We start from the raw sequence: 21,675 nt of genomic DNA, 5'->3' as shown, positions 1-21,675 counted from the left end.
GCGGTGGGTGACAGTTCAAAGACAGCTAACAAAAAGAATGCCGATAAGGGCGAAACAAAACCCATCAAGCTGAAAATTAATGGCAAAACGCAGAAGTTCGACATCAATGATCCGAAACTTCCGGATTGGATTGAGGACAATGCGCTGCAATCCGGTGGTTATCCTTATCCCGATAAAATGAAGGTCAAGGATTACGAGGAAACGCTGGAACGGCTGCAAATTGAGCTGGTGAAGCTGCAATACTGGCTGCAGGAGGCTGGCGGTCGCGTCATCAGTGTTTTTGAAGGACGCGATGCGGCTGGTAAGGGTGGAACGATTTTTACCCTTCGTGAGTTCATGAACCCACGTACCGCGCGCAATGTTGCGTTGCCAAAACCGACCGAAACGGAGCGCGGGCAATGGTATTTTCAGCGCTATGTCCAGCATTTTCCGACCTCTGGAGAGTTCGTCACCTTCGACCGCTCCTGGTATAACCGTGCAGGCGTTGAGCGCGTGATGCAGTTCTGCACACCAGAACAGCTTGAGACATTCCTGACAGAAACCCCGGACTTCGAACGTATGGTGGTGACAGAGGGCATTCACCTGTTCAAGTTCTGGCTTGATATTGGTCAGGAAATGCAGCTCAAGCGCTTTCACGAACGCCGCCACAGCCCGCTTAAAAGCTGGAAATTTTCACCGATGGACGTAGCAGGCATCTCGCGCTGGGACGATTATTCAGCTGCACTCCATACAATGCTTGAACGCACGGACACGGGCTATGCGCCATGGACGATTATCCGCTCCAATGACAAACGACGCGCCAGACTGGCAGCAATCCGGCGCGTCCTTTTGACGTTGCCCTATACGGGTCGTGACCTCGAAGCCATTGGCCCGGAAGATCAGTCCATTATCGGTCGTGGCGCTGAGTTCCTAGCTTCCAAAACGCCCATCGCCACCTCATCAAGCGAATAGAATTTACTCGGCTGGTGTGGCGTCTTCTCCCAAAGGTGAGGCTTAAACACCAGCTGCCACAGGGCGCGCCACGCTGAGATCGAAATCAGCACCCAATAGGCGGGTATCGCACATATATAGGCATACCCGCCCAGTTCTGTGGGCTCCATTGTCTTGGAGCCAAGCACATAGAAGCTGAAATAGGCAAGCAAGATATTGAGTAAATCGATGCGCAACAGCCATATGTTCTCATTGCTCAATGGACCAAAAATCATGGCTCCGACGAGGACTGCAACTGTCATCAGCATAAACGGGTGCAAAAGCGCAGAACCGATGATGCCGAGTGTATAAATCTGGTTGACGACGAAACGCCACCATCCCAGCTCCGTCCACGTTGTATAGGGGTTGCGCCCATGCACAAGCCATGTCTGCATCCAGCCTTTGATCCAACGTGTGCGCTGCTTATGCCAGATGGAGTAGTCTTCCGGCGCATCTTCCACGGTGCCACGTGTAATCACATCAATGCCATAACCAAACCGGGCCAGCCGCATTCCAAGATCAGCATCTTCGGTCACGTTATAAGCGTCCCATGCACCAACCTCATCAAGGCAGGATCGCCGAAAATGGTTGGACGTACCGCCCAACGGAATGACCAATCCTTGTGAGGCAAGCCATGGCAGAAGCCCTCGAAACAATGTGGCATATTCAAACGCAAACATACGTGTGAGCAGGTTTTGCCGAAAGTTTCCGATAATCAATGGCGCTTGCACACAGGCAAGCGTTTTGCCGCCGCGTTGAAAGGCCTGCCACGCCTCTAGCAACTGATCCGGGTGCGGACGATCTTCCGCATCAAACACTGCTACGATTTCCCCACGCACAAATTGCAATGCGTAATTGAGCGCTTTGGGTTTTGTCCGCGGCCCGCCGGAAGGCACCAGAACCAGTTCATAATTGGATGGCAATATTCTTCCGCGAATTTCAGCAATTGTATCAAAGTCATCCTTTTCGCAGACCAATTTAACATCCAGCTTGCTGCGCGGCCAATTGAGCCTCTCCAAGGAGGCGATCAACTGGCCAACAACGGCCTGCTCCCGATAAAGCGGCACCATGACCGAATAGACCGGCAGGTCACGTTTGCTAAACGGCATAATTTGCGGAAAATTTAACCGACGACTGGAAACGGCAGCAAACAAGCGGATAAGGACACAACCAAGGAAAAACAACGTCAGACAAACATGCAAAACCAACAGTGTGAGCGTCGGCCAATTGACGATACCGGCAACAAACGCATAAAGCCCCAAAGCGATGATGAAAGCCTGTGGTGTTTCAAGAACACGTGCTGCCGAGAACAATTGCGGCGTCATCGCGTGAGCGCGGTTTATGAGATCTTTCTGATGGCGCTGACGCAGGATTTCCTTAATCCGCGACGGTGTGCAAATTCTGACCCTGGCCTTCAGCTCCGGTGATTGCAGTATATGATCGCGCAAGCGAACAATCTGCTTTTCCGATGGCGCAATATAGAGATAAGATATCCCATCGCGCCCGAGCGCCATAATTTGCGCAGCATCCGAGAATATTTTAGCTGTCTCTTCTCCTGTCACGAAGACACGCGAGACAGCAATATTGTCAACAAATGGCAATTCCAGAAATTCGGCAATTGCCGAATAAAGCAGTTCGTCAGACACACCACAATGATGTGGAAGCTCCTCACAAAAACCAGTTCCATTGTTCACGGCTGCTTCATAAGCCTGCCTTAAGCAATCACGCGGCACACCGCGTCGCTCCAATCTGGCAGATATGGCTGTGCATATCTCCAGATCGAACGCATTCGATCCCTCACTCATAGTACCCCCGCACTACTAATGGATGATATATATCTAAAATGTAATTCTTTTATATTAGGGTATATTTTTAAATATCATTCTTTATTTACGATATACCCAACAAATGAAACTCTATTCGATATTTTATAAAATAGAAACAGGAATCTTTACTTAGTAAATTCGACGTAGCGGATACTGCGTCTCAGCAAAAGCTTATCTATCTCAGTTTGCGCTATTAACCCGAAATTATAGCCTGACACCCTACAATGCCGCTATGAAACGGCACTTATTAAGCATCTTGGTTGCGGCTTTTTCGCTCGCAGGCTTATCACCTGCTGGCTCACAGAGCCTTCCGAAAGCGCCAGATTTTTTCAATCATAAGGAAAGACTTGCATTGCCATCTCTGCAAGGGTTGAACCGGCTGCGCTTCGTCACAACGCTCGACTTTCCGCCCTTCAATGCATTGAACGACGCAGGACAATTATCGGGATATAATATTGATCTGGCGAAGGCACTTTGCACGCAGATGGGGCTAACCGACATTTGTCAAATCAAAGCAGTTCCTTGGCAAGAGCTAACAGCTCAACTCGAAAACGGTGAAGCCGACGCGATCATTGCGGGATTGAAGATAAATGCGGACCATCGCGAAAAGATGCTCTTCACCCGCCCCTATTTGCGCCTGCCAGCGCGTTTTGTAACGCTGAAAGCACGTATATTTGCGCAACCCGCAGCAAAGGCTGTCAATGGAATGCACGTGGGCGTTATCGGCTCAACTGCGCACGAACAACTGCTTAAAGCTTACTTCCCCACTGCAATTGCAAAGCCTTTTCCAGACCGCAAAACTCTTTTAGAAGCGCTGCAAAAAGATGAAGTTCAGGCTGTGTTTGACGATGGAATGGCCCTGTCGTTCTGGCTCGAAAGCGAGGAAGCCAATAATTGCTGCTCGTTCACTGACGGGCCTTATCTAGCGCCGCAATTTCTCGGCCAAGGAATGAGCATAGCTGTTGCACCGAAAGATGCGGCTCTGGCCAGCGCATTTAATAATGCACTTCAATCACTGCAACAGCAGGGCAAGCTTACGGAGCTTTATCTGCGCTATTTTCCAAATAGCTTCTACTAGAGCATTTCCAGTTTTCATTGAACCATTAGAAATGCTCTATCTCTTCGTTTATTAAGCGCATCTTGTTCCGAAAACCGTTTAACACTTTTCGGGATGCGCTCTAATGGGCCGTAAGGAATATTTTCAAAAGACCCGCACAGCATCTGTGCCGGCCATTGCTCACCCACGTGTCATCGTCACAGCGACAATTATTTTGTGCCATTTTGTCGCATCTATGTGTGCGACCTCATCTGAATTTTCAGTGATTATTGAAAATACCGATTATTCGATACTTACAGTACATAAGTAAAATTATTTGAAATCAAAATATTGAACGGAGATTTTTTGATTTTTACGGGGCTATCAAGCACTTAATTCCATAAATTCCGTGTCGCTTTTATCATATTTTCTCAATAAATCCAGACATTTATTTACACTTGCAGATTCTTTATTTTGATCGATAATAAAAATCAGGGATAAGGAGGAATAATTCATGTACCAGGGCATCAGTACTCATTGGCATAAGGCTCCTGCGCAGACACAGCGTTCGCCACACGAAGCAACTTATGTATTCTTCGGGATTTTTCTGGCTTGCCTGACAGTTCCTGCGGCAATCATCCTTTGGGCAATTGCGCAAAGCATCATGACGCATTTCTGAGGTTAATTCGAAGGCGTGAAGCTTTTGCTGTTTGCACTCTGTTTTATATAAGCCGCGTGAAGATCATCACACGGCTTCGAGATTGATTATAACCACATTTACCGGAGCGGGTAACGGATAAGGCATCAAAGAGGGTTCTTCCGACGAAACGTCAATTATCCATTTTTGGCCAACCGTTGCTTTCAAGATAATCCGAACTGATCGCTCTGTCTTTTAGCTGATCGAACGCGATGACGATGAGGGTTTCGAGCCTCGATGATCGTTATTGAATGTCACGCGCGACGTATAGGATACTAAAGGAATTGTGTTGGGCATACTGATTGCGATGCCTTGGATTTTGAAATTTGCCTTTCTAGATAGCTTTCAATAACGAAAAAGCCCCGCTGCACGAGCGGGGCTTTTTATCGTTCTGGTGTTTCCCGATGGTAAGCTGAGTGGCCCACCGGGACAATTTTTAATGGGCTGGGCCGCTTCCCTCGCCCGGCGCAGCGGGTGCAGGCGCTACAGCAGTATCGTCAGGACGCTTTTTGGGCGGCTTACGCGCAATAAGGCTGTAGAACATCGGGATGAAGAAGGTTGCGATAAAGGTCGCAGCCAACATACCGCCGATCACGCCCGTACCAATCGAGTGACGGCTTGCCGAACCTGCACCGGAGCTGATTGCCAGCGGAACCACGCCAAGAATGAACGCAAGCGACGTCATCACAATCGGACGGAAGCGCAGGCGTGCAGCCTCGGCCGCAGCCTCGATGGCCGATTTCCCCTCTTCGCGCTGCAACACGGCAAATTCCACGATCAGGATCGCATTCTTTGCCGCAAGACCTATCAGCGTGACCAGACCAATCTGGAAATACACGTCATTGGTCAGTCCACGCAGATCGGTTGCCAGAAGCGCCCCGAAGATAGCGAAGGGCACCGCTGTGATAACCGCGAGTGGCAGGCTCCAGCGCTCATACTGGGCAGCCAGAATCAGGAACACCATGATCAGACCAAAGATCATAGCCTGCGTGCCGCTGCCGCTTGTGGAGACTTCCTGATAGGCCGAACCCGTCCACGCAATCTGGAAGCCCTGAGGGAGAACTTCGGCAGCAACCGCCTGCATCGCCTTGATCGCATCACCCGATGTGTAACCCGGTGCCGGATTGCCTGTAACCTTGGCCGCGTTGAATGCATTGAAGCGCTCAAGCTGATCCGGACCGACGATACGCTTTACCGTTACCAGAGCGCTCAGCGGAATCATGCTGCCTGAATCGGCACGCACAAACACATGCTTGAGATCGCTTGGGTCACGACGGAATTCGGCTTCCGACTGCAAGTTGACCTGATAGTTCCGGCCATAGAGCGTGAAGTCGTTGACATAAACGCTGCCGAAAGTCGCCTGCATGGCGGTGAAGACCGAATTAATCGGAACACCCATCGCCTTTGCCTTCTGACGATCAAGCTGAATGTCATATTGAGGTACATTCGGATCGAACGTCGTACGGACACCGGTGAGTTCAGGGCGCTTGTTGGCGGCTTCCACCAGAAGGTTCGTCGCATCGGTCAGCGACTGTACGCCACCGCCGGTACGGTCCTGCACATAAAGCTCAAAACCGCCAGTCGTGCTGAGCCCCAGAATTGGCGGCGGGTTGAAGGCCAGCACCAGACCATCCTGAATGCCCGCATTCATGCCCATGATTGTACCGGGAAGATTGCGCGCATCGAGGTCAGGCGTCGTGCGTTCTTTCCAGTCCTTGAGCATGATGAACATCGTGCCCGCGCTGGTTTTCAGACCACCTGAAAGCAGGTCGAAGCCAGCGACTTCAAAGACACTTTCGATTGCGGGATGCTTGCGGATATTTTCACTCGCTTCATGCAGAACCGCACTTGTGCGTTCCAACGATGCAGCTGGCGGCAGGATAGCGACGCTGAACAGGAAGCCCTGATCTTCATCGGGCAGCAGCGAGCCCGGCACCTTCTCAAAGAGATAATATGTGCCGCCAAGGATGCCTGCAAAAATCAGCAGACCGATTGCAGCGCGTTTGAGGAAGAAACGCACGCCAGCGGTATATCCTTTCGTCACCCGATCAAAAAAGCGGTTGAAGATGCGGAACGGCAACATCGGTTCATGATGACCGGGCTTGAGGATCAGCGCGCAGAGGGCGGGCGTCAGCGTCAAAGCCACGACACCGGAAATCGTCACCGAAATCGCAATCGTAACAGCGAACTGCTTATACATTTCACCGACCAGACCGCCCATGAAGGCGACCGGAATAAACACGGCGCAAAGCACAAGAACAATCGCGATAACCGGGCCTGTCACTTCGCTCATTGCCTTGATGGCAGCTTCGCGCGGCGGCAGTTTTTCGGTCGTCATGATACGCTCGACGTTTTCCAGCACCACGATGGCGTCATCGACCACGATACCAATCGCCAGAACCAGACCGAACAGTGTCAGCAGGTTGATGGAGAAGCCAAGCACATACATGCCCGCAAATGTACCAATGATCGAGATCGGAACCGCGATCACAGGAATAAGCGTCGCACGCCAGTTTTGAAGGAAGATGAAAACCACCAGAACAACGAGAATAATTGCCTCGATGAAAGTATGGATCACTTCTTCCACCGAGACCTTGATGAACTTGGTGGTGTCGAAAGGAATGGAATAGTCAATGCCTTCGGGGAAGCTGGTCTTCAGCTCCGCCATACGGCTCTGGATCAGTTCCATCGTGTTGAGCGCGTTTGCGCCCGGCTGAAGATAGATCGCAATCGGAACAGCAGGCGTACCATTGAGCACACTGTCAACCAGATAGCTTTCCGTGCCGAGTTCCACACGCGCGACGTCTTTCAGTAGAAGGGTTGCCGCGTTCTTATCCGAACGAAGGATGATGTTTTCAAAGGCGCTCGCATCTGGCAGGCGACCCTGTGTGGTCGCCGTATAGGTGAATGGGCCTGCCTGCGGATCAGGCTGATCGCCAAAACGACCGGCCGCGAATTGCGCATTCTGTTCCTGAATTGCCGTCTGCACATCTGATGGTGTCAGATTATACTGTGCCAGTTTGTCCGGGCGCAGCCAGATGCGCATCGAATATTCAATGTTGCCAAGAAGCTGAACATCACCAACGCCGGTAAGACGCTTGAGATCGTCAATGACGTTGAGAAGCGCGTAGTTACCAACATAGGTGCGGTCGTAACGGTCCGAGGTCGAGAACATCGCCACCATGCCGAGAATGGTGCTGGAACGCTTATCGACGGTGACGCCGAGACGCTGGACTTCCTGCGGCAGAGACGATGTTGCACGCTGAACGCGATTGTTGACGTTGATCGTTGCCTGATCCGGGTCGGTACCCAGAGCAAAAGTCACTGTCAGCTGCATGGTGCCGCTGCCGAGGCTCGAGGACTGCATGTAAAGCATGTTCTCGACACCGTTGATCTGCTGCTCAAGAGGCGCCGCAACGGTTTGTGTTACGGTTTCGGCACTCGCGCCCGGATAGGTGGCGCTGACGACAACCTGCGGCGGCGTCAGCTCGGGATACTGCGCGACAGGCAGAATCCGCATAGCGATGAGGCCTGCCAGCACGATGATGATGGAAATGACCGCGGCGAAGACCGGACGATCGACGAAGAACCTGTTCATTGCTTGTCTGCCGCCTGTTCTTTACCAGCTTCTGCGCCCGCTTCGGTTGCAGCCTTCGGCTCAACGGGCTGAACTGTCTTGCCCGGAGCCGCCTTGATCACACCTTCGGTGATGATGCGGTCGCCGGGCTGCAAGCCCTCGCTAACCAGCCAGTCATCCGTGAGTTCACGTGCGATCTTGATCGGACGCACTTCCGCAACATTGTCCTTGTTGACCACATAAACGAACTGGCCCTGCGGGCTCTGCATCAGAGCTGCTTTCGGAACCAGAATTGCATTGTCAATCGTAACACCCAGAATGGCTGCGCGGACGAACTGGCCCGGGATCAGCCGCTGATCCGGGTTGTCAACAACCGCACGCGCGCCCAGCGTTCCGGTTTCAGTGTCGAGCGAAGAAGACGTGAAGTCGATAATGCCTTCCTTGTCATAGGCCTGACCATCGCCGAACAGGATCTTGATCCGCAAACGATCAGCATCCTGTCCGGTGGCACCACGCGCTTCCCGCAGCTTGCGGATTTCCGCAGCTTCGGAGTCGGTGAAGGAAAAATTCACGTAAACCGGATTGATCTGGGTGATCGATGTCAGCAAGCTCGATGAAGCATCGGTGCCGATAAGGCTGCCTTCGGAAACCTGCTCGAGGCTGGTGATGCCGCTGATCGGCGCCGTTACTTTGGTATAGCTCAGATTGAGTTCTGCCGTGCGCAATTGTGCTTTGGCAGCTGCAACCGCCGCCTTGTTCAAATCACGTGTCGCCAAAGCCGTGTCGCGGACGGCTGTGCTCTGCACCTTCTGCTGCACAAGCTGTTCAGCGCGTTCCGCATCGCGGATCGATTGCTGGTAAGTGGCTTCAGCCTGCGCAACCTGCGCCTGGGCGCGAGCAACTTCGGCTTCATAAGGTGCGGGATCAATCTCGAACAGCAAATCGCCAGCTTTGACTTCCGTGCCTTCTACGAAATTACGGTGCAGAAGAATGCCGCCAACACGCGCGCGCACCTGAACATCGCGGAAGGCGCTGACACGCGCTGCATATTCATACGGCACTTCCACATTCTCAGCTTTAATCTCAGTGACCGTCACTGGTGGCGGCGGCGGCGTACCCCCTCCGGGAGCCTGCGCAAGGGCAGATTGCCCGGTAAGAATGAAAAATGCGGCACTCGCCGCAAAAATCCGAATGGAACTGGTCATGGTCATAGTGGGAGCTGCCCTTGATGTCGCACGGTGCGGCCGAATAAACATACACGAATGTTTGTAAATACGAATTACCGTGTTATAGTCAATCACCTAATGTTACGTATCACGAATGAGTTACCCTGTTTGTGAACGAAAAATCCATTTCATCCTGACCTTTGGCTCACGATGGGAATGCTAAGAGAATCGGAATGCGAAGGACGAAGGCTGAGGCCGCAGAAACGCGCGATGCTATTTTAGCTGCTGCTGAACAGGTATTTCTTAATCACGGACTGACTCAATCAACTCTGATGCAAATCGCATGCCAGGCAGGCGTTACCCGTGGTGCAATCTATTTCCATTTTCAAGATAAACTTGACATATTTCAAGCAATTCTGAACCGCACATGCTTCCCGCATGAAGAAATTATGCGCCATGCTGCGGAGTGTGACCACCCTAACCCGCTTTATGTTCTTGAGCAATCAATCATAACTGCGCTGGAGCATTTTATAACCAATGAGCGGCAGCAGAATGTTTTTACAATTATTCATCAGCGCTGCGAATATGTTGGTGAAATAGCACCCGTTGTCGATCATCTTCGCGAAGCACGCGGCAATGTGTTGTCACTTTTTTCCGGTCTTCTTGACGTTGCTGAACGTCGCGACGAACTTTCCAAAGAATGGACAGCTGTTTCGGCTGCGCAAATTTTGCTTGCAGTTCTGGGCGGCTTGCTGAACGAATGGCTTCGCAGCGAGCGGGATTTTGACCTTGTCGGAGACGGCGGAAAAGCGATCAAAACGCTCATTCAGTCTATGCGCCGGGCTTCTGACATCTGACGGATACGCGCCTCCCAAGTTCATCCCTTAGGCAGTTAAGACACCAGCCTCACCTGTATATCTTGCCAGAATAGGCTACCCCCTTGAAATTTTAATTTACGCTTACGTCAATGTAACTCTTGCGATTAAGACGAAAGTCGACCACATTCTGGATTGAGGAGTGCCTGACCTGCATTGAGGTCAGGCCACATTGGGAGAAGGGTGGCGGCTTGCTGCTCGCATATGAGACGGAGCGATCCGGGGAGAAGGCATGGCAAAAAAAGCAACCGAAGCACAACCCGCGTCAAGCAAGGCATGCCAAACAACGCCTGCGCTAGACAAGGTCTGGCTGAAATCTTATCCGAAAAGCGTTCCATACGACATCGATCTGAGTAAAACGACTTCTATTGGCGACATGATTTCCAATGCGTGCCGCCAGTTTGCCGACAAACCGGCTTTCACCTGTATGGGCAAAGATCTTTCTTACAAAGACCTTGATGAGAACTCGCGCGCACTCGCTGCATGGCTGCAATCACGCGGACTGGTCAAAGGTGATCGCGTTGCAATTATGATGCCGAACATTCTGCAATATCCGGTGGCAATTGCCGCAATTCTGCGTGCAGGCTTCGTGGTTGTGAATGTTAACCCGCTCTACACACCGCGCGAGTTGCAGCACCAATTGAATGATTCAGGCGCGCAGGCGCTCATCGTGCTCGAAAACTTTGCCTCGACTGTGCAGAAGTCTCTCGCCTCCATTCATGTCCCGAACATCATTGTCGCCTCAATGGGCGACATGCATGGTTTGAAAGGCCACATCATCAATCTTGTGGTGCGCAAGGTGAAGAAGCTGGTACCGGAATGGACTATTCCCGGTCATGTGCGCTTTAAAGATGCGCTGGCGCAAGGTCGTGGAAAATCATTCAATCCTGTGCCAGTTGACAGTTCAGATCTCGCTTTTCTGCAATATACCGGCGGCACGACAGGCGTCTCCAAAGGGGCCATGTTGAGCCACAGGAATATTCTGGCCAATGTCGAGCAAATGCAGCTCTGGATGGATGTCGCCTTCCAGAACAAAGGCAAACCGAAGGAACTCAACTTCGTCTGCGCCCTGCCGCTGTATCATATCTTCGCGCTTACCGTGAATGCGATGATCGGCCTGAAACTAGGCGCTCGCAATATTCTTATCCCGAACCCGCGCGACATTCCGGCCTTTACAAAAGAGCTGCAGAAATATCCATTCCACATTTTCCCGGGCCTCAACACGCTGTTCAACGCCCTCATGAACAACGAAGATTTCAAGGCACTGAACTTCAAGCCACTGGTGCTGACGCTTGGCGGGGGCATGGCCGTGCAGCGACCGATCGCGGAACGCTGGCAGGAAATGACGGGTTGCCACATCACCGAAGGCTATGGTCTCTCTGAAACATCGCCTGTTGCCTCTGCCAATCCTCTCGATGCGACCGAGTTCAGCGGCACAATCGGGCTCCCCATGCCCTCAACGGAATTTACCATCCGTGATGATGACGGCAAGGATCTGCCGTTGGGTGAAGTTGGTGAAATCTGCGTGCGCGGCCCGCAGGTGATGATGGGCTATTGGAATCGTCCTGACGAAACCGAACGCGCGATCATGACCGACGGTTTCTTCCGCACCGGCGATATGGGCTTCATGGATGAAAACGGCTTCACCAAGATTGTCGACCGGAAAAAGGATATGATCCTTGTTTCTGGCTTCAACGTCTACCCGAATGAAATTGAGGAAGTGGCTGCAGAGCATCCGGGCATTGTGGAATCGGCAGCGGTCGGGGTTCCCAATGAACATTCCGGCGAAGTGGTGAAGCTCTATGTCGTGCGCCGTGATCCGAACCTCACGGAAGAGGACGTCAAGTCTTTCTGTGCGCAGCGTCTCACCAACTACAAGCGCCCGCGTGAAGTGGAATTCCGCGATGCCTTGCCGAAGACCAATGTCGGCAAGATTTTGCGCCGCGAGTTGCGGAACTAAAAAGCAAAAGGCCCTCGATTAAGAGGGCCTCTTCATTTTATCGGAACAAGGCTGGCAGGTCTGCGACGGAATTCAGCACCACATCGGCGTGTGGTTCCAGCGCCTCGCGGGGGCTGTTGCCGGACAGAACACCAATGCCAAGACCGGCTTTTGCAGCCTGTGCTGTTTCAAGATCGTGCAGATTATCACCAACCATGGCAATTGCCGCCGGTTCGAGGCCGACTTTTTTCGCAAAATAAAGCAATGGATCCGCAAAAGGCTTCGGGCGTGCCGCTGTGTCATAGCCGATTACCACATCGAAAAAATGATCGATGCCCAATGCCTTGGCGGTCGCATGCGCGCCAGCTTCGGAATCATTGGTGGCAATACCTAGGATAAAACCCATTGCACGCAGGGTTTCCAGAGTTTCCCGCAAGCCTTCAATTGCCACGGCGGAACGGGCGCCTTCGGCAACCGTATAGCTATCAAATTCGGCTATTTTGGCTTTGAAGCCCGCCTCATCAATATCCGGGTGCCAAAGCTGTACGATGTCTTCAACCGTTCCGGCGGCGATCACCGAATTGGCGCGAAACCGCTTCTCTTGCCAGTCATACCCGCCCGCATCAAGAAGCGAACGTGCATAATGCTCATCGCCGTTGGCAGTCCGCTGTGCAAGGTTCCACGACACGGCAAACCATGTGCGGTCGAAATCAATCAAAGTGCCATCCTTGTCGAACAGGATGGCTCGGATCGCTTTTAGTTTCTCGGGAGCAGGCAATGCGCTCATGCTTCTAACGCGCCGGAACGCTTTTTGACTGCCGATGGCTTGGCGCCAAGCAGTTTCAGCAGATCATCACCACGACGGACATAGCGCAATGTGCGGCGGGTGAGAATACGGCCTGCCTGTGGTGCGGTCAGTGTGATGTCGCCTTCCGGCTCACCCGGACGCGTCACGACGGTCACAAGCTTTGCGCCCGCTTCCACCACATCGCCGGGAGCGACATGATAAAGCACCATACCACCTTCGGGAGCGCGCAGCATTTCCACATTTTCGAGTGGCGTGATGAGGCCCTTATAATCGAGATCAAGCTTCACACTGTCATCGCGGATGACGCCGCGATGAACGAGGAACTTATAAAGACCTTCGGCATCCCCTCTGCCCATATCGGCATAGACATCGCTCAACCCCCGGAATTCAACTGTTGTCACGGCGCGGCGCTTCATATTGCGCTTGTCAGCAGGCAATTGCAGAACCGGATGCGCGCAGGCTTCCTCGAAAGCGGCGTCCGCTGTCGTATCCCAGGCGAGGATCGCGGTCGAGCCAAGCGCCACGGCCAGGTCCTTCATGTCGTCCACAAATTCCTTGGCGATATAGACGTAGTTTTCGCTCTCATCATCGCAGTGAAGATCAAGCACAATGTCATTGGCGAGAGCCATCTTCAAAAGCGTGGCCTTGAGACGCTGTGCAAGCGCAACAGGTGCATCCGGGCCGGGCAGTTCAGACGTATCGAAATCCGGCAGAAGCGGGAAAGCGCGATTGAAATTGACCGCCGAGAAGAACTCAAAACGACCAAGATGCTGATGCGCCTGCCACTGGTTCGAGCCAATCGGATTAGCCTGTGGGGTCACGGTAATATTGCCAAGAATGCGACCTTCTTCGGATGCTTTTTTCAGCATCGGAACGAGAAAATGCAACGCAGCTTGTCCCGGCAGCTCACCGCCATGCAGTGACGATTGCAGATAGGCCGTCGGCGCATCGCTGTCTTTGCCTGCAAAGCGCAGCACACGCAGTTCAATGGCGTTACCCGGTACATCACCGGCAAACTTGATAATCTCGGTCTTCATTTCCGTTCCCATTTTCATTCAGCACTTCATACCTAGACGAAAAAAAAGCCGGGTGTGAAACCCGGCTTTATCCTTATCCACCTGTTTGTAATATCAGGCTTTGCGGCGTGCATGCAAATGCGCAACGAGACCGACTGTCGAAGCATCTTTGCCTTCAGCAGATTCTGCACCCGAAACAACCGGCAGAAGCTCGGTTGCGAGTTCCTTGCCAAGCTCCACGCCCCACTGATCAAACGCATTGATGCCGAAAATCTGCGCTTCAACGAACACGCGATGTTCGTAAAGAGCGATCAGGCGACCAAAGGCAAATGGGTCGAGCTTGTCGTGAACCAGTGTCAGCGATGGGCGGTTGCCCGAGAACACGCGATGCGGCGCAATGCGCTCAACTTCTGCGTCGGGCAGGTTTTTGGCCTTCAACTGCGCGCGGGCTTCTTCGAGCGTGCGCCCTTTCATCAGCGCTTCCGACTGCGCGAGGCAGTTGGCGAGCAGCATTTCATGCTGATGATCGAGGTGCTTTTCATGGCCCTTCGCCGCGACGATGAATTCGAGCGGAATGGTATCCGTGCCCTGATGCAAAAGCTGGAAGAAAGCGTGCTGGCCATTGGTGCCCGGTTCGCCCCAGACAACCGGACCGGTTTGACCGGACACAGGCTTGCCATCCACCGTCACGCTCTTGCCGTTCGATTCCATATCAAGCTGCTGGAGATAGGCCGGAACACGCGCCAGACGCTGATCATAAGGAATGACCGCACGGCTCGAATAATCGCAGATTGCACGGTGCCAATAGCCGATCAGGCCGAGCCAGATTGGCAGGTTCTTTTCCAGCGGCGCATCACGGAAGTGCACGTCCATCGAATGCGCACCCGCAAGGAATTTGCGGAAATTATCTGCACCGATAGCGATCATCACTGGCAAGCCAATCGCCGACCAGACCGAATAGCGACCCCCGACCCAATCCCAGAAACCAAAGACGCGTTCTTCGCCAATGCCGAATGCTGCAACCTTGTCGAGAGCCGTTGAAACGGCAGCAAAATGTGCGCCAACCGCATCTTCGCCCAGCGCATCGGCAATCCATTTGCGCGCCGTCTGCGCGTTGGTCATGGTCTCGATGGTGGTGAAGGTCTTCGACGCTACAATGATGAGCGTCTTTGCCGGATCAAGCACGTTGAGCGTATCGGCAATGTGTGCGCCATCAATGTTCGACACATAATGCGCGCGTGGGCCATCATGGTAAGGTGAAAGCGCAATCGTCGCCATAACAGGACCAAGATCGGAACCGCCGATACCGATATTGACGATGTCGGTGATCTTCTTGCCTGTCGCACCCGTGATCGCGCCCGAACGGATGCCATCGGAGAAGGCAGCCATACGGTCGAGCACTTCCTTCACGTCCGGCAGGACGTTGTGGCCGTCGACCAGCACTTCTTTTGAGGTAGTATCGCGAAGGGCCACATGCAGGACTGCGCGATCTTCGGTGTTGTTGATGTGTTCGCCTGCAAACATGGCTGCACGGCGGCCTTCAATATCAGCCGCCTTTGCAAGCTCTGTCAGAAGCGCAACCGTCTCGTCGTTGATCCGGGCTTTCGACCAGTCAAACAGAAGATCGTCAAGCGATAGCGAATAACGCTCAAAACGGCCCGGATCGGCTTTGAATGCCGCACGCATGTCTTTTGGTGCTGCTTCCGCCCAGTGCTTCTTCAACTTTGCGACCGTTGCTTCCAGCTTCGCCGCGTCTCTTGCCATGATGGTACTCCAGTCAATCAAATCGATTTAATTGCGGATAAGTAAGCATTTTATTCAAGAATTGCATCCGTTAAATTACAGAAATTTTCCATTTTGATGCGGTTCCCTATATGCATATGCATCAATTTAGGTTGATCAGGAGTTTAGTCAAAGCATGGACCTCGTCGGAGAAGAGAGAATCAGCGCACCCCGACAGGCCGTCTGGGATGCCTTGAATGACATTGAGACGCTGAAAAGCTGCATTCCTGGCTGCGAAGATTTGGAACGAATCTCAGACACGGAAATCCGTGCAGCACTCAAAGTCAGCCTCGGCGTGATCAAGGTCCGTTTCCACGGGATGCTTGAGCTCTCCAATATGAACCCGCCCGCGTCTTATACGATTTCCGGACGTGGCGAAGGCTCGATTGCCGGCTTTGCGCATGGTGATACGGATGTGACACTGACGGAAGATGGTCAAGACACGATCCTGAGCTACGTGATCCGTGGCGATGCCGGTGGAAAAATCGCCCAGCTTGGATCGAAACTGCTTGGTTCGGTCGCACGCAAGATCGCGGATCGCTTCTTTGCCAATATCGGTGCTGCAGCGGCGCAAAAAGCGGCGGATAATGCCGCTGCAAAAACGGCATAATTTCATTCCAAGATGGTATGAGAATAGATGGGAAAGCGTTTTTGCTTTTCGTCCTTATGAGATAGTCGATAATCCAGCAGCATGATGAAGGCCTATCGGCATGAAACCCAGAGACACAGCGACCTATGTTTTCCTAGCCATTGCATGGGGACTATCGTTCCTCGTGGTGCTGCGCGTGGTCGAAGCCTTTGGCTGGGTTGGTGCGGTTGCATTCCGCTCCTTCATTGCCGCAGGAACTCTTTTTGCGATTGCAAAACTATCCGGGCGCAAGCTTGATTTTCACGCGGGCTGGAAGCCATTTGCGATCGTGGGGGCGACAACCGTGGCAGGCCAGTTGATCGGCCTTTCCTACGGCACACCGCTGATTGGCACGGCGATGGCTGCGATCTGCGTTGCATCGATTCCGCTTTTCTCGATGGTTATCAGCCAGCTATGGGGCCTTGAACGCATCACCTCTCGCGGCTTGATCGGCCTGTTGCTCGGTGTCACCGGCATCGTGCTGCTGGTTGGCTTCCCAGCCGTGGCCGTAACGCCTGAATTTATCATGGGCTGTATTGCCGTGATGTTTTCATGCTTTTCGGCAGCCTTCGGCAGCAATTATGCAAGCCGCCGTCTGTCCACAACCGGCTCGTGGGAAACCACAATCGGCGCATTCGTCTTTGGCGGCATTCTGACGCTGCCACTGATTTTCGCCATTCCGGTACCGACAACACCGGGACTGGTTGATGTTGTCTATCTACTTGTTTCGGCCTGCGTTATGAGCGCCCTCACCTATGTGCTTTATTTCAGACTGGTCGGAAATGTCGGACCAACAAAAGCCATTAGCGTCGAATTTGCAGTGACCGTGATTGCGGTTCTGGTCGGTGCGGTTTTCTTGAAAGAGCAGCTCTCCATCATCCAGTTTGTCGGAGCGTCCGTCATCATTGCTGGCTGTGCGCTGGTGCTCAGCTCACGCCCATCGCTGCCAAAAGAAGCGGAAGCTTTCCCGGGCGCCGAGACAGACGAAACCTCTGACAGCACTATTATCAAGTCAGAGACCATCTGATTTTATACTCCTGCTTTGCTCAAAAGGCCCGTGCTTCCCAAGCCGGGCCTTTTCGACATTTGTAATGTACTTTCTTTGACGCGCATCCCGAAAACCGGTTCCCACTTTTCTGGATGCGCTGATTTGTCATAAATTGACCAGATGATAAAAAATTTGACCTTCTATGAAAATCTGTCATCCTGTCAGTAACGGGCACTACGCGACGATAAAGATCGCAGCCCGGAACAGAGTTTATGGTGCGCAAAGGGAACCCGCGCCTGAACAAGCAAAAATGGGAGATGCGATCTATGAGATCAGCAGAGAATTCGCCTATTGATGCAATTGATAATCCGGGACACGCGAACGGGCCTGATATCCATGGCTCGCGGCTTCAGAAGGCCGACTATGCGCATGTTTTCGATGATCTGCATCCGCCGCTGAACAAGCATGAAGCCCTCGTTGAATCTGACCGCTGCTATTACTGCTATGATGCGCCTTGCATGAATGCATGCCCGACCAGCATCGATATTCCGCGTTTCATTCGCCAGATTAACACTGGTAATGCCATCGGTGCCGCCAAGACCATTCTTTCAGAAAACATTCTGGGTGGCATGTGCGCCCGCGTCTGCCCGACCGAAACGCTCTGCGAAGAAGTGTGTGTTCGCGAAACTTCTGAGGGTAAGCCTGTCAAAATCGGTGAATTGCAGCGTTATGCCACCGATGTTCTGATGGAAACCGGAAATCATCCCTTCAAGCGCGCAGCCGATACCGGCAAGCACATTGCCATTGTGGGTGCAGGTCCAGCAGGTCTTTCTGCAGCGCATCGCCTTGCGATGCATGGGCATCAGGTGACGATTTTTGAAGCGCGGCCCAAGGGCGGCGGACTCAATGAATATGGTATTGCCGCCTATAAGACGGTCAATAATTTCGCCCAGCGCGAACTGGAATTCGTGCTGAAAATCGGCGCAATCCATATCGAATATAACCAGACACTCGGTCAGGACATCACGATTGAAGCGCTGAAAGCAGGTTTTGATGCGGTGTTCCTCGGCATGGGCATGCCGGGCGTCAATGATCTGGGACTTGTTGGCGAAGACGCTCCCAATGTGATTGATGCGGTGGATTACATCGCCAATCTGCGTCAGGCAAAAGACTTATCGCTCCTGCCCGTTGGCCGCAATGTGGTGGTGATCGGCGGCGGCATGACCGCCGTGGACGTTGCTATCCAGACCAAGAAGCTTGGCGCTGAAAACGTGACCATCGTTTATCGTCGCGGTCAAGAAAACATGAATGCCAGCGCCTATGAGCAGGAACTGGCGCAAATCCATGGCGTGGTGATCCGCCACTGGTTGCAGCCACACGCACTTGAACGGAGCGAGGACGGCACGGTCAATGCGGTTGTATTTGAATATACCAATGCCGATAGCGGCAAGCTTTCCGGCACTGGCGAATATCTCATTCTCGAAGCCGATCAGGTCTTCAAGGCTATCGGCCAAAAGTTTGAACCGGAACCGATTGCCGGGGCTGGCATCGGACTTTCCAAAGGACGCATCAGCGTCGATGACGAGCGTCGCACATCCGTTGAGGGCATTTGGGCGGGGGGCGACTGCGTTGCAGGTGGTCAGGATCTGACTGTTGCATCGGTGGAGGACGGCAAGGTTGCCGCCGAATCCATCCATGCGACGCTGACAAAACGTCCCGAAGCCATTGAAGGCTTTGCCGATGCGGTACTGTCGGGCGGTGCGCTGCATGCGCCAACCCCCACGACTTACCGTGACCGCAGCGTGCCATTGGGCCAGGAACAGGGCTGAGGAGAGTAGACATGGCTGATCTTTCGACGAACTTCCTCGGTATCAAGTCGCCAAACCCGTTCTGGCTGGCATCTGCCCCGCCGACTGACAAGGCTTACAATGTCGAACGGGCTTTCAAGGCTGGCTGGGGCGGCGTGGTTTGGAAAACGCTCGGCTCCGAAGGCCCGCCGGTCGTCAATGTCAATGGTCCGCGCTATGGCGCGATCCATGGCGCTGACCGGCGATTGTTGGGTCTGAACAATATCGAGCTGATCACGGATCGCCCGCTTGAGGTGAACCTTCGCGAAATGAAAGAAGTGAAAATGCGCTGGCCCGACCGCGCCTTGATCGCTTCGATCATGGTGCCGTGCGAAGAAGAGGCATGGAAAGCTATCCTGCCACTGGTGGAAGAAACGGGTGCAGACGGCATCGAGCTGAACTTCGGTTGCCCGCACGGTATGAGCGAACGCGGCATGGGTGCGGCTGTCGGTCAGGTGCCGGAATATGTCGGCATGGTCGTGAAATGGTGCAAGCAATATAGCCGGATGCCGGTGATCACCAAGCTGACGCCAAACATCACCGATATTCGCAAGCCAGCGCGTGGTGCAAAGGCCAATGGCACCGATGCTGTGTCGCTGATCAACACGATCAATTCGATTGTGTCGGTTGATTTGGACAGCATGTCGCCGGTTCCATCCATTGATGGTCGCGGCAGCCATGGCGGCTATTGCGGACCAGCCGTCAAGCCAATTGCGCTCAACATGGTGGCGGAAATTGCGCGCGATCCTGAAACCTATGGCCTGCCAATTTCTGGCATTGGCGGCATAACCACCTGGCGCGATGCGGCAGAGTTTATCGCACTGGGCTGTGGCACGGTTCAGGTCTGTACCGCCGCGATGACCTATGGTTTCAAGGTCGTTGAAGAAATGATCGACGGTCTTTCCGACTGGATGGACAGCAAAGGCTATCAGACGCTGGATGATTTCCGCGGCATGGCTGTGGGGCATGTCAGCGACTGGCAGTATCTCAACCTCAATTATGTCACCAAGGCACGGATTGATCAGGATTCCTGCATCAAGTGCGGTCGTTGCCACATTGCCTGCGAAGACACCTCGCATCAGGCAATCACCAGTCTTGTAAATGGTGCGCGACACTTTGAGGTGATCGATGAGGAATGCGTTGGCTGCAATCTTTGCGTCAATGTCTGCCCGGTCGAGGATTGCATCACCATGGAGCAGATCGGCGATTTCGATCCACGCACCAAGGCACCGATCCCGGCAGAATATGCCAACTGGACGACCCATCCGAACAATCCGATGGCCGTCAAGGAAGCGGCCGAATAGAGCGCATCCCGAAAAGTGGGAACCGCCTACGCGGGGAAATTAGTCCACTGGACTAATTTCTGTTCCCGCTCCGATCAGATAAGATGCGCGTAGAACAAATGTCAAAGACGCCGGGGGAAACCCCGGCGTTTTTCATTTGAGAGAAGTGATTTAGCGGCTGATGCATTTGCCTTTTTCGGGCTCAAACACATGACTGGTTGCCGGATCAACAGCGATTGTCAGTGTATCACCCGGGCGTATTGTCAGGCGCTCGCGGAAGAGGCATGTAACCGGCTGATCGCCCAACTTGCCCATGACCATAATTTCCGAACCGGTTGGCTCAACGATTTCAACCGTCACCGGCACGCCGTTATCGGCAATTTTCATATGCTCCGGGCGCATGCCATAGACGGCTTTGCCCGAAAGGCCGGCATAATCGCCGTCTGGAAGCGGCATGCGGAAGCCGCCATCAGCCACGAACGAGCCTTCTTCGATCTTGCCATTGACGAAGTTCATCGATGGCGAACCGATGAAGCCCGCGACAAACATATTGGCCGGACGATCATACAAATCGAGCGGCGCGCCAATCTGCTCCACAAGACCATCACGCATGACAACAATCTTGTCGGCCATGGTCATCGCTTCGATCTGATCGTGGGTCACGTAGATCGTGGTGGTCTTCAGACGCTGATGCAGGCCCTTGATCTCGCCGCGCATCTGCACGCGCAGCTTTGCATCGAGGTTGGACAGCGGTTCATCAAACAAAAACACCTGTGGATCGCGAACGATTGCGCGACCCATGGCTACGCGCTGACGCTGACCGCCGGAGAGCTGGCGTGGAAAGCGGTCGAGCAGCTTGTTCAGCCCGAGGATTTCGGCTGCACGATTTACGCGGCTGTCGCGTTCTTCCTTGGGCGCATTTTTCAGCATGAGCGCGAAGCCCATATTGTCGGCCACCGTCATATGCGGATAAAGCGCATAATTCTGGAACACCATGGCGATATCACGCTCTTTAGCACGCAGGTCATTGACGACACGCGGGCCGATTGCGATTTCGCCGTCGCTGATTTCCTCGAGTCCTGCGATCATGCGCAGAAGCGTGGATTTTCCGCAGCCCGACGGGCCGACCAGCACGACAAATTCGCCGTCCTGAATATCCACGGATACGCCATGCAAAACGCCGACATTGCCATATTTCTTGATTGCATTTCGGATGGATACAGATGCCATCTTGAACC

General features: G+C 53.3%; 16 protein-coding genes. 9 read left to right on the top strand and 7 right to left on the bottom strand.

Annotated features, from left to right (window positions below; genetic code table 11):
- Nucleotides 1-3 precede the first annotated feature (3 nt).
- Nucleotides 4-951, top strand: coding sequence for a polyphosphate kinase 2 (gene ppk2 / locus RI570_RS08200; RefSeq protein WP_313827920.1), 948 nt, complete (start codon nucleotides 4-6; stop codon nucleotides 949-951).
- Here ppk2 and RI570_RS08195 read toward each other — a convergent pair.
- Nucleotides 879-2,774 carry a glycosyltransferase gene (locus RI570_RS08195; protein ID WP_313827918.1) on the bottom strand — a complete coding sequence of 632 codons (1,896 nt, stop codon included), beginning with the start codon at nucleotides 2,772-2,774 and terminating at the stop codon, nucleotides 879-881. The two genes, ppk2 and RI570_RS08195, sit on opposite strands and share 73 nt — an antisense overlap.
- 253 nt (nucleotides 2,775-3,027) lie before the next feature.
- Between RI570_RS08195 and RI570_RS08190 the strand changes: the two genes are divergently transcribed.
- Nucleotides 3,028-3,873 (top strand): transporter substrate-binding domain-containing protein, encoded by an 846-nt coding sequence (locus tag RI570_RS08190; protein ID WP_313827917.1) that lies wholly within the window; start codon nucleotides 3,028-3,030, stop codon nucleotides 3,871-3,873.
- 472 nt (nucleotides 3,874-4,345) lie between these two features.
- A complete protein-coding gene (locus RI570_RS08185) occupies nucleotides 4,346-4,510 on the top strand; it encodes a hypothetical protein (protein ID WP_313827915.1) in 165 nt (54 codons plus the stop codon).
- A gap of 454 nt (nucleotides 4,511-4,964) precedes the next feature.
- Here RI570_RS08185 and RI570_RS08180 read toward each other — a convergent pair whose 3' ends face one another.
- Entirely contained in the window at nucleotides 4,965-8,126 is a 3,162-nt protein-coding gene (locus RI570_RS08180; RefSeq protein WP_313827914.1) for an efflux RND transporter permease subunit, read from the bottom strand.
- Nucleotides 8,123-9,316, bottom strand: coding sequence for an efflux RND transporter periplasmic adaptor subunit (locus RI570_RS08175; protein ID WP_313827912.1), 1,194 nt, complete (start codon nucleotides 9,314-9,316; stop codon nucleotides 8,123-8,125). Before RI570_RS08175 ends, RI570_RS08180 begins: the two co-directional genes overlap by 4 nt.
- Before the next feature lie 188 nt (nucleotides 9,317-9,504).
- On the opposite strand from RI570_RS08175, the gene RI570_RS08170 reads away from it, so the two are divergent.
- Both RI570_RS08170 and RI570_RS08165 read left to right on the top strand, forming a co-directional pair.
- A complete protein-coding gene (locus RI570_RS08170; RefSeq protein ID WP_313827911.1) occupies nucleotides 9,505-10,128 on the top strand; it encodes a TetR family transcriptional regulator in 624 nt (207 codons plus the stop codon).
- Between the two features lie 250 nt (nucleotides 10,129-10,378).
- Complete coding sequence (locus RI570_RS08165) at nucleotides 10,379-12,106, top strand: long-chain fatty acid--CoA ligase (RefSeq protein ID WP_313827910.1); 1,728 nt, start codon at nucleotides 10,379-10,381, stop codon at nucleotides 12,104-12,106.
- Nucleotides 12,107-12,143: 37 nt separating this feature from the next.
- Here the strand turns inward: RI570_RS08165 and RI570_RS08160 are convergent, their stop codons facing one another.
- From RI570_RS08160 to pgi, 3 genes are all read right to left on the bottom strand, one after another.
- Nucleotides 12,144-12,872, bottom strand: a complete 729-nt coding sequence (locus RI570_RS08160; protein WP_313827909.1) for an HAD family hydrolase — start codon at nucleotides 12,870-12,872, stop codon at nucleotides 12,144-12,146.
- Complete coding sequence (locus RI570_RS08155) at nucleotides 12,869-13,930, bottom strand: succinylglutamate desuccinylase/aspartoacylase family protein (RefSeq protein ID WP_313827908.1); 1,062 nt, start codon at nucleotides 13,928-13,930, stop codon at nucleotides 12,869-12,871. The genes RI570_RS08160 and RI570_RS08155 overlap by 4 nt, the downstream gene beginning before the upstream one ends.
- Nucleotides 13,931-14,023: 93 nt before the next feature.
- Nucleotides 14,024-15,673, bottom strand: a complete 1,650-nt coding sequence (gene pgi, locus RI570_RS08150; protein WP_313827907.1) for a glucose-6-phosphate isomerase — start codon at nucleotides 15,671-15,673, stop codon at nucleotides 14,024-14,026.
- A gap of 154 nt (nucleotides 15,674-15,827) precedes the next feature.
- On the opposite strand from pgi, the gene RI570_RS08145 reads away from it, so the two are divergent.
- From RI570_RS08145 to preA, 4 genes are all read left to right on the top strand, one after another.
- Nucleotides 15,828-16,301 carry a carbon monoxide dehydrogenase subunit G gene (locus tag RI570_RS08145; RefSeq protein ID WP_313827906.1) on the top strand — a complete coding sequence of 158 codons (474 nt, stop codon included), beginning with the start codon at nucleotides 15,828-15,830 and terminating at the stop codon, nucleotides 16,299-16,301.
- Between the two features lie 100 nt (nucleotides 16,302-16,401).
- Nucleotides 16,402-17,346 (top strand): DMT family transporter, encoded by a 945-nt coding sequence (locus RI570_RS08140; protein ID WP_313827905.1) that lies wholly within the window; start codon nucleotides 16,402-16,404, stop codon nucleotides 17,344-17,346.
- A 278-nt stretch (nucleotides 17,347-17,624) separates the two neighbouring features.
- Entirely contained in the window at nucleotides 17,625-19,136 is a 1,512-nt protein-coding gene (locus RI570_RS08135; RefSeq protein WP_313827904.1) for an NAD(P)-dependent oxidoreductase, read from the top strand.
- 11 nt (nucleotides 19,137-19,147) lie between these two features.
- Nucleotides 19,148-20,458: an NAD-dependent dihydropyrimidine dehydrogenase subunit PreA gene (gene preA, locus RI570_RS08130; protein WP_313827903.1), complete on the top strand. Its 1,311-nt coding sequence runs from the start codon at nucleotides 19,148-19,150 to the stop codon at nucleotides 20,456-20,458.
- Nucleotides 20,459-20,608: 150 nt separating this feature from the next.
- On the opposite strand, the gene RI570_RS08125 is transcribed toward preA, so the two are convergent.
- Nucleotides 20,609-21,667: a sn-glycerol-3-phosphate ABC transporter ATP-binding protein UgpC gene (locus tag RI570_RS08125; RefSeq protein ID WP_313827902.1), complete on the bottom strand. Its 1,059-nt coding sequence runs from the start codon at nucleotides 21,665-21,667 to the stop codon at nucleotides 20,609-20,611.
- Nucleotides 21,668-21,675 lie beyond the last annotated feature (8 nt).

The sequence above is a fragment of the Brucella pseudogrignonensis genome, from assembly GCF_032190615.1.
Lineage (GTDB): Bacteria > Pseudomonadota > Alphaproteobacteria > Rhizobiales > Rhizobiaceae > Brucella > Brucella pseudogrignonensis_B.
This window is presented reverse-complemented; position numbering and strand designations above follow the sequence as displayed.

What these genes read in the sequence shown, in the direction of transcription:
- RI570_RS08155 (WP_313827908.1), bottom strand. Translation starts at nt 13,930, where the DNA reads ATGAAGACCGAGATTATCAAGTTTGCCGGTGATGTACCGGGTAACGCC.
- RI570_RS08185 (WP_313827915.1), top strand. Translation starts at nt 4,346, where the DNA reads ATGTACCAGGGCATCAGTACTCATTGGCATAAGGCTCCTGCGCAGACA.
- pgi (WP_313827907.1), bottom strand. Translation starts at nt 15,673, where the DNA reads ATGGCAAGAGACGCGGCGAAGCTGGAAGCAACGGTCGCAAAGTTGAAG.
- RI570_RS08180 (WP_313827914.1), bottom strand. Translation starts at nt 8,126, where the DNA reads ATGAACAGGTTCTTCGTCGATCGTCCGGTCTTCGCCGCGGTCATTTCC.
- RI570_RS08195 (WP_313827918.1), bottom strand. Translation starts at nt 2,774, where the DNA reads ATGAGTGAGGGATCGAATGCGTTCGATCTGGAGATATGCACAGCCATA.
- RI570_RS08175 (WP_313827912.1), bottom strand. Translation starts at nt 9,316, where the DNA reads ATGACCATGACCAGTTCCATTCGGATTTTTGCGGCGAGTGCCGCATTT.
- RI570_RS08145 (WP_313827906.1), top strand. Translation starts at nt 15,828, where the DNA reads ATGGACCTCGTCGGAGAAGAGAGAATCAGCGCACCCCGACAGGCCGTC.
- RI570_RS08160 (WP_313827909.1), bottom strand. Translation starts at nt 12,872, where the DNA reads ATGAGCGCATTGCCTGCTCCCGAGAAACTAAAAGCGATCCGAGCCATC.
- RI570_RS08190 (WP_313827917.1), top strand. Translation starts at nt 3,028, where the DNA reads ATGAAACGGCACTTATTAAGCATCTTGGTTGCGGCTTTTTCGCTCGCA.
- preA (WP_313827903.1), top strand. Translation starts at nt 19,148, where the DNA reads ATGGCTGATCTTTCGACGAACTTCCTCGGTATCAAGTCGCCAAACCCG.
- RI570_RS08165 (WP_313827910.1), top strand. Translation starts at nt 10,379, where the DNA reads ATGGCAAAAAAAGCAACCGAAGCACAACCCGCGTCAAGCAAGGCATGC.
- RI570_RS08125 (WP_313827902.1), bottom strand. Translation starts at nt 21,667, where the DNA reads ATGGCATCTGTATCCATCCGAAATGCAATCAAGAAATATGGCAATGTC.
- RI570_RS08140 (WP_313827905.1), top strand. Translation starts at nt 16,402, where the DNA reads ATGAAACCCAGAGACACAGCGACCTATGTTTTCCTAGCCATTGCATGG.
- RI570_RS08135 (WP_313827904.1), top strand. Translation starts at nt 17,625, where the DNA reads ATGCGATCTATGAGATCAGCAGAGAATTCGCCTATTGATGCAATTGAT.
- RI570_RS08170 (WP_313827911.1), top strand. Translation starts at nt 9,505, where the DNA reads ATGCGAAGGACGAAGGCTGAGGCCGCAGAAACGCGCGATGCTATTTTA.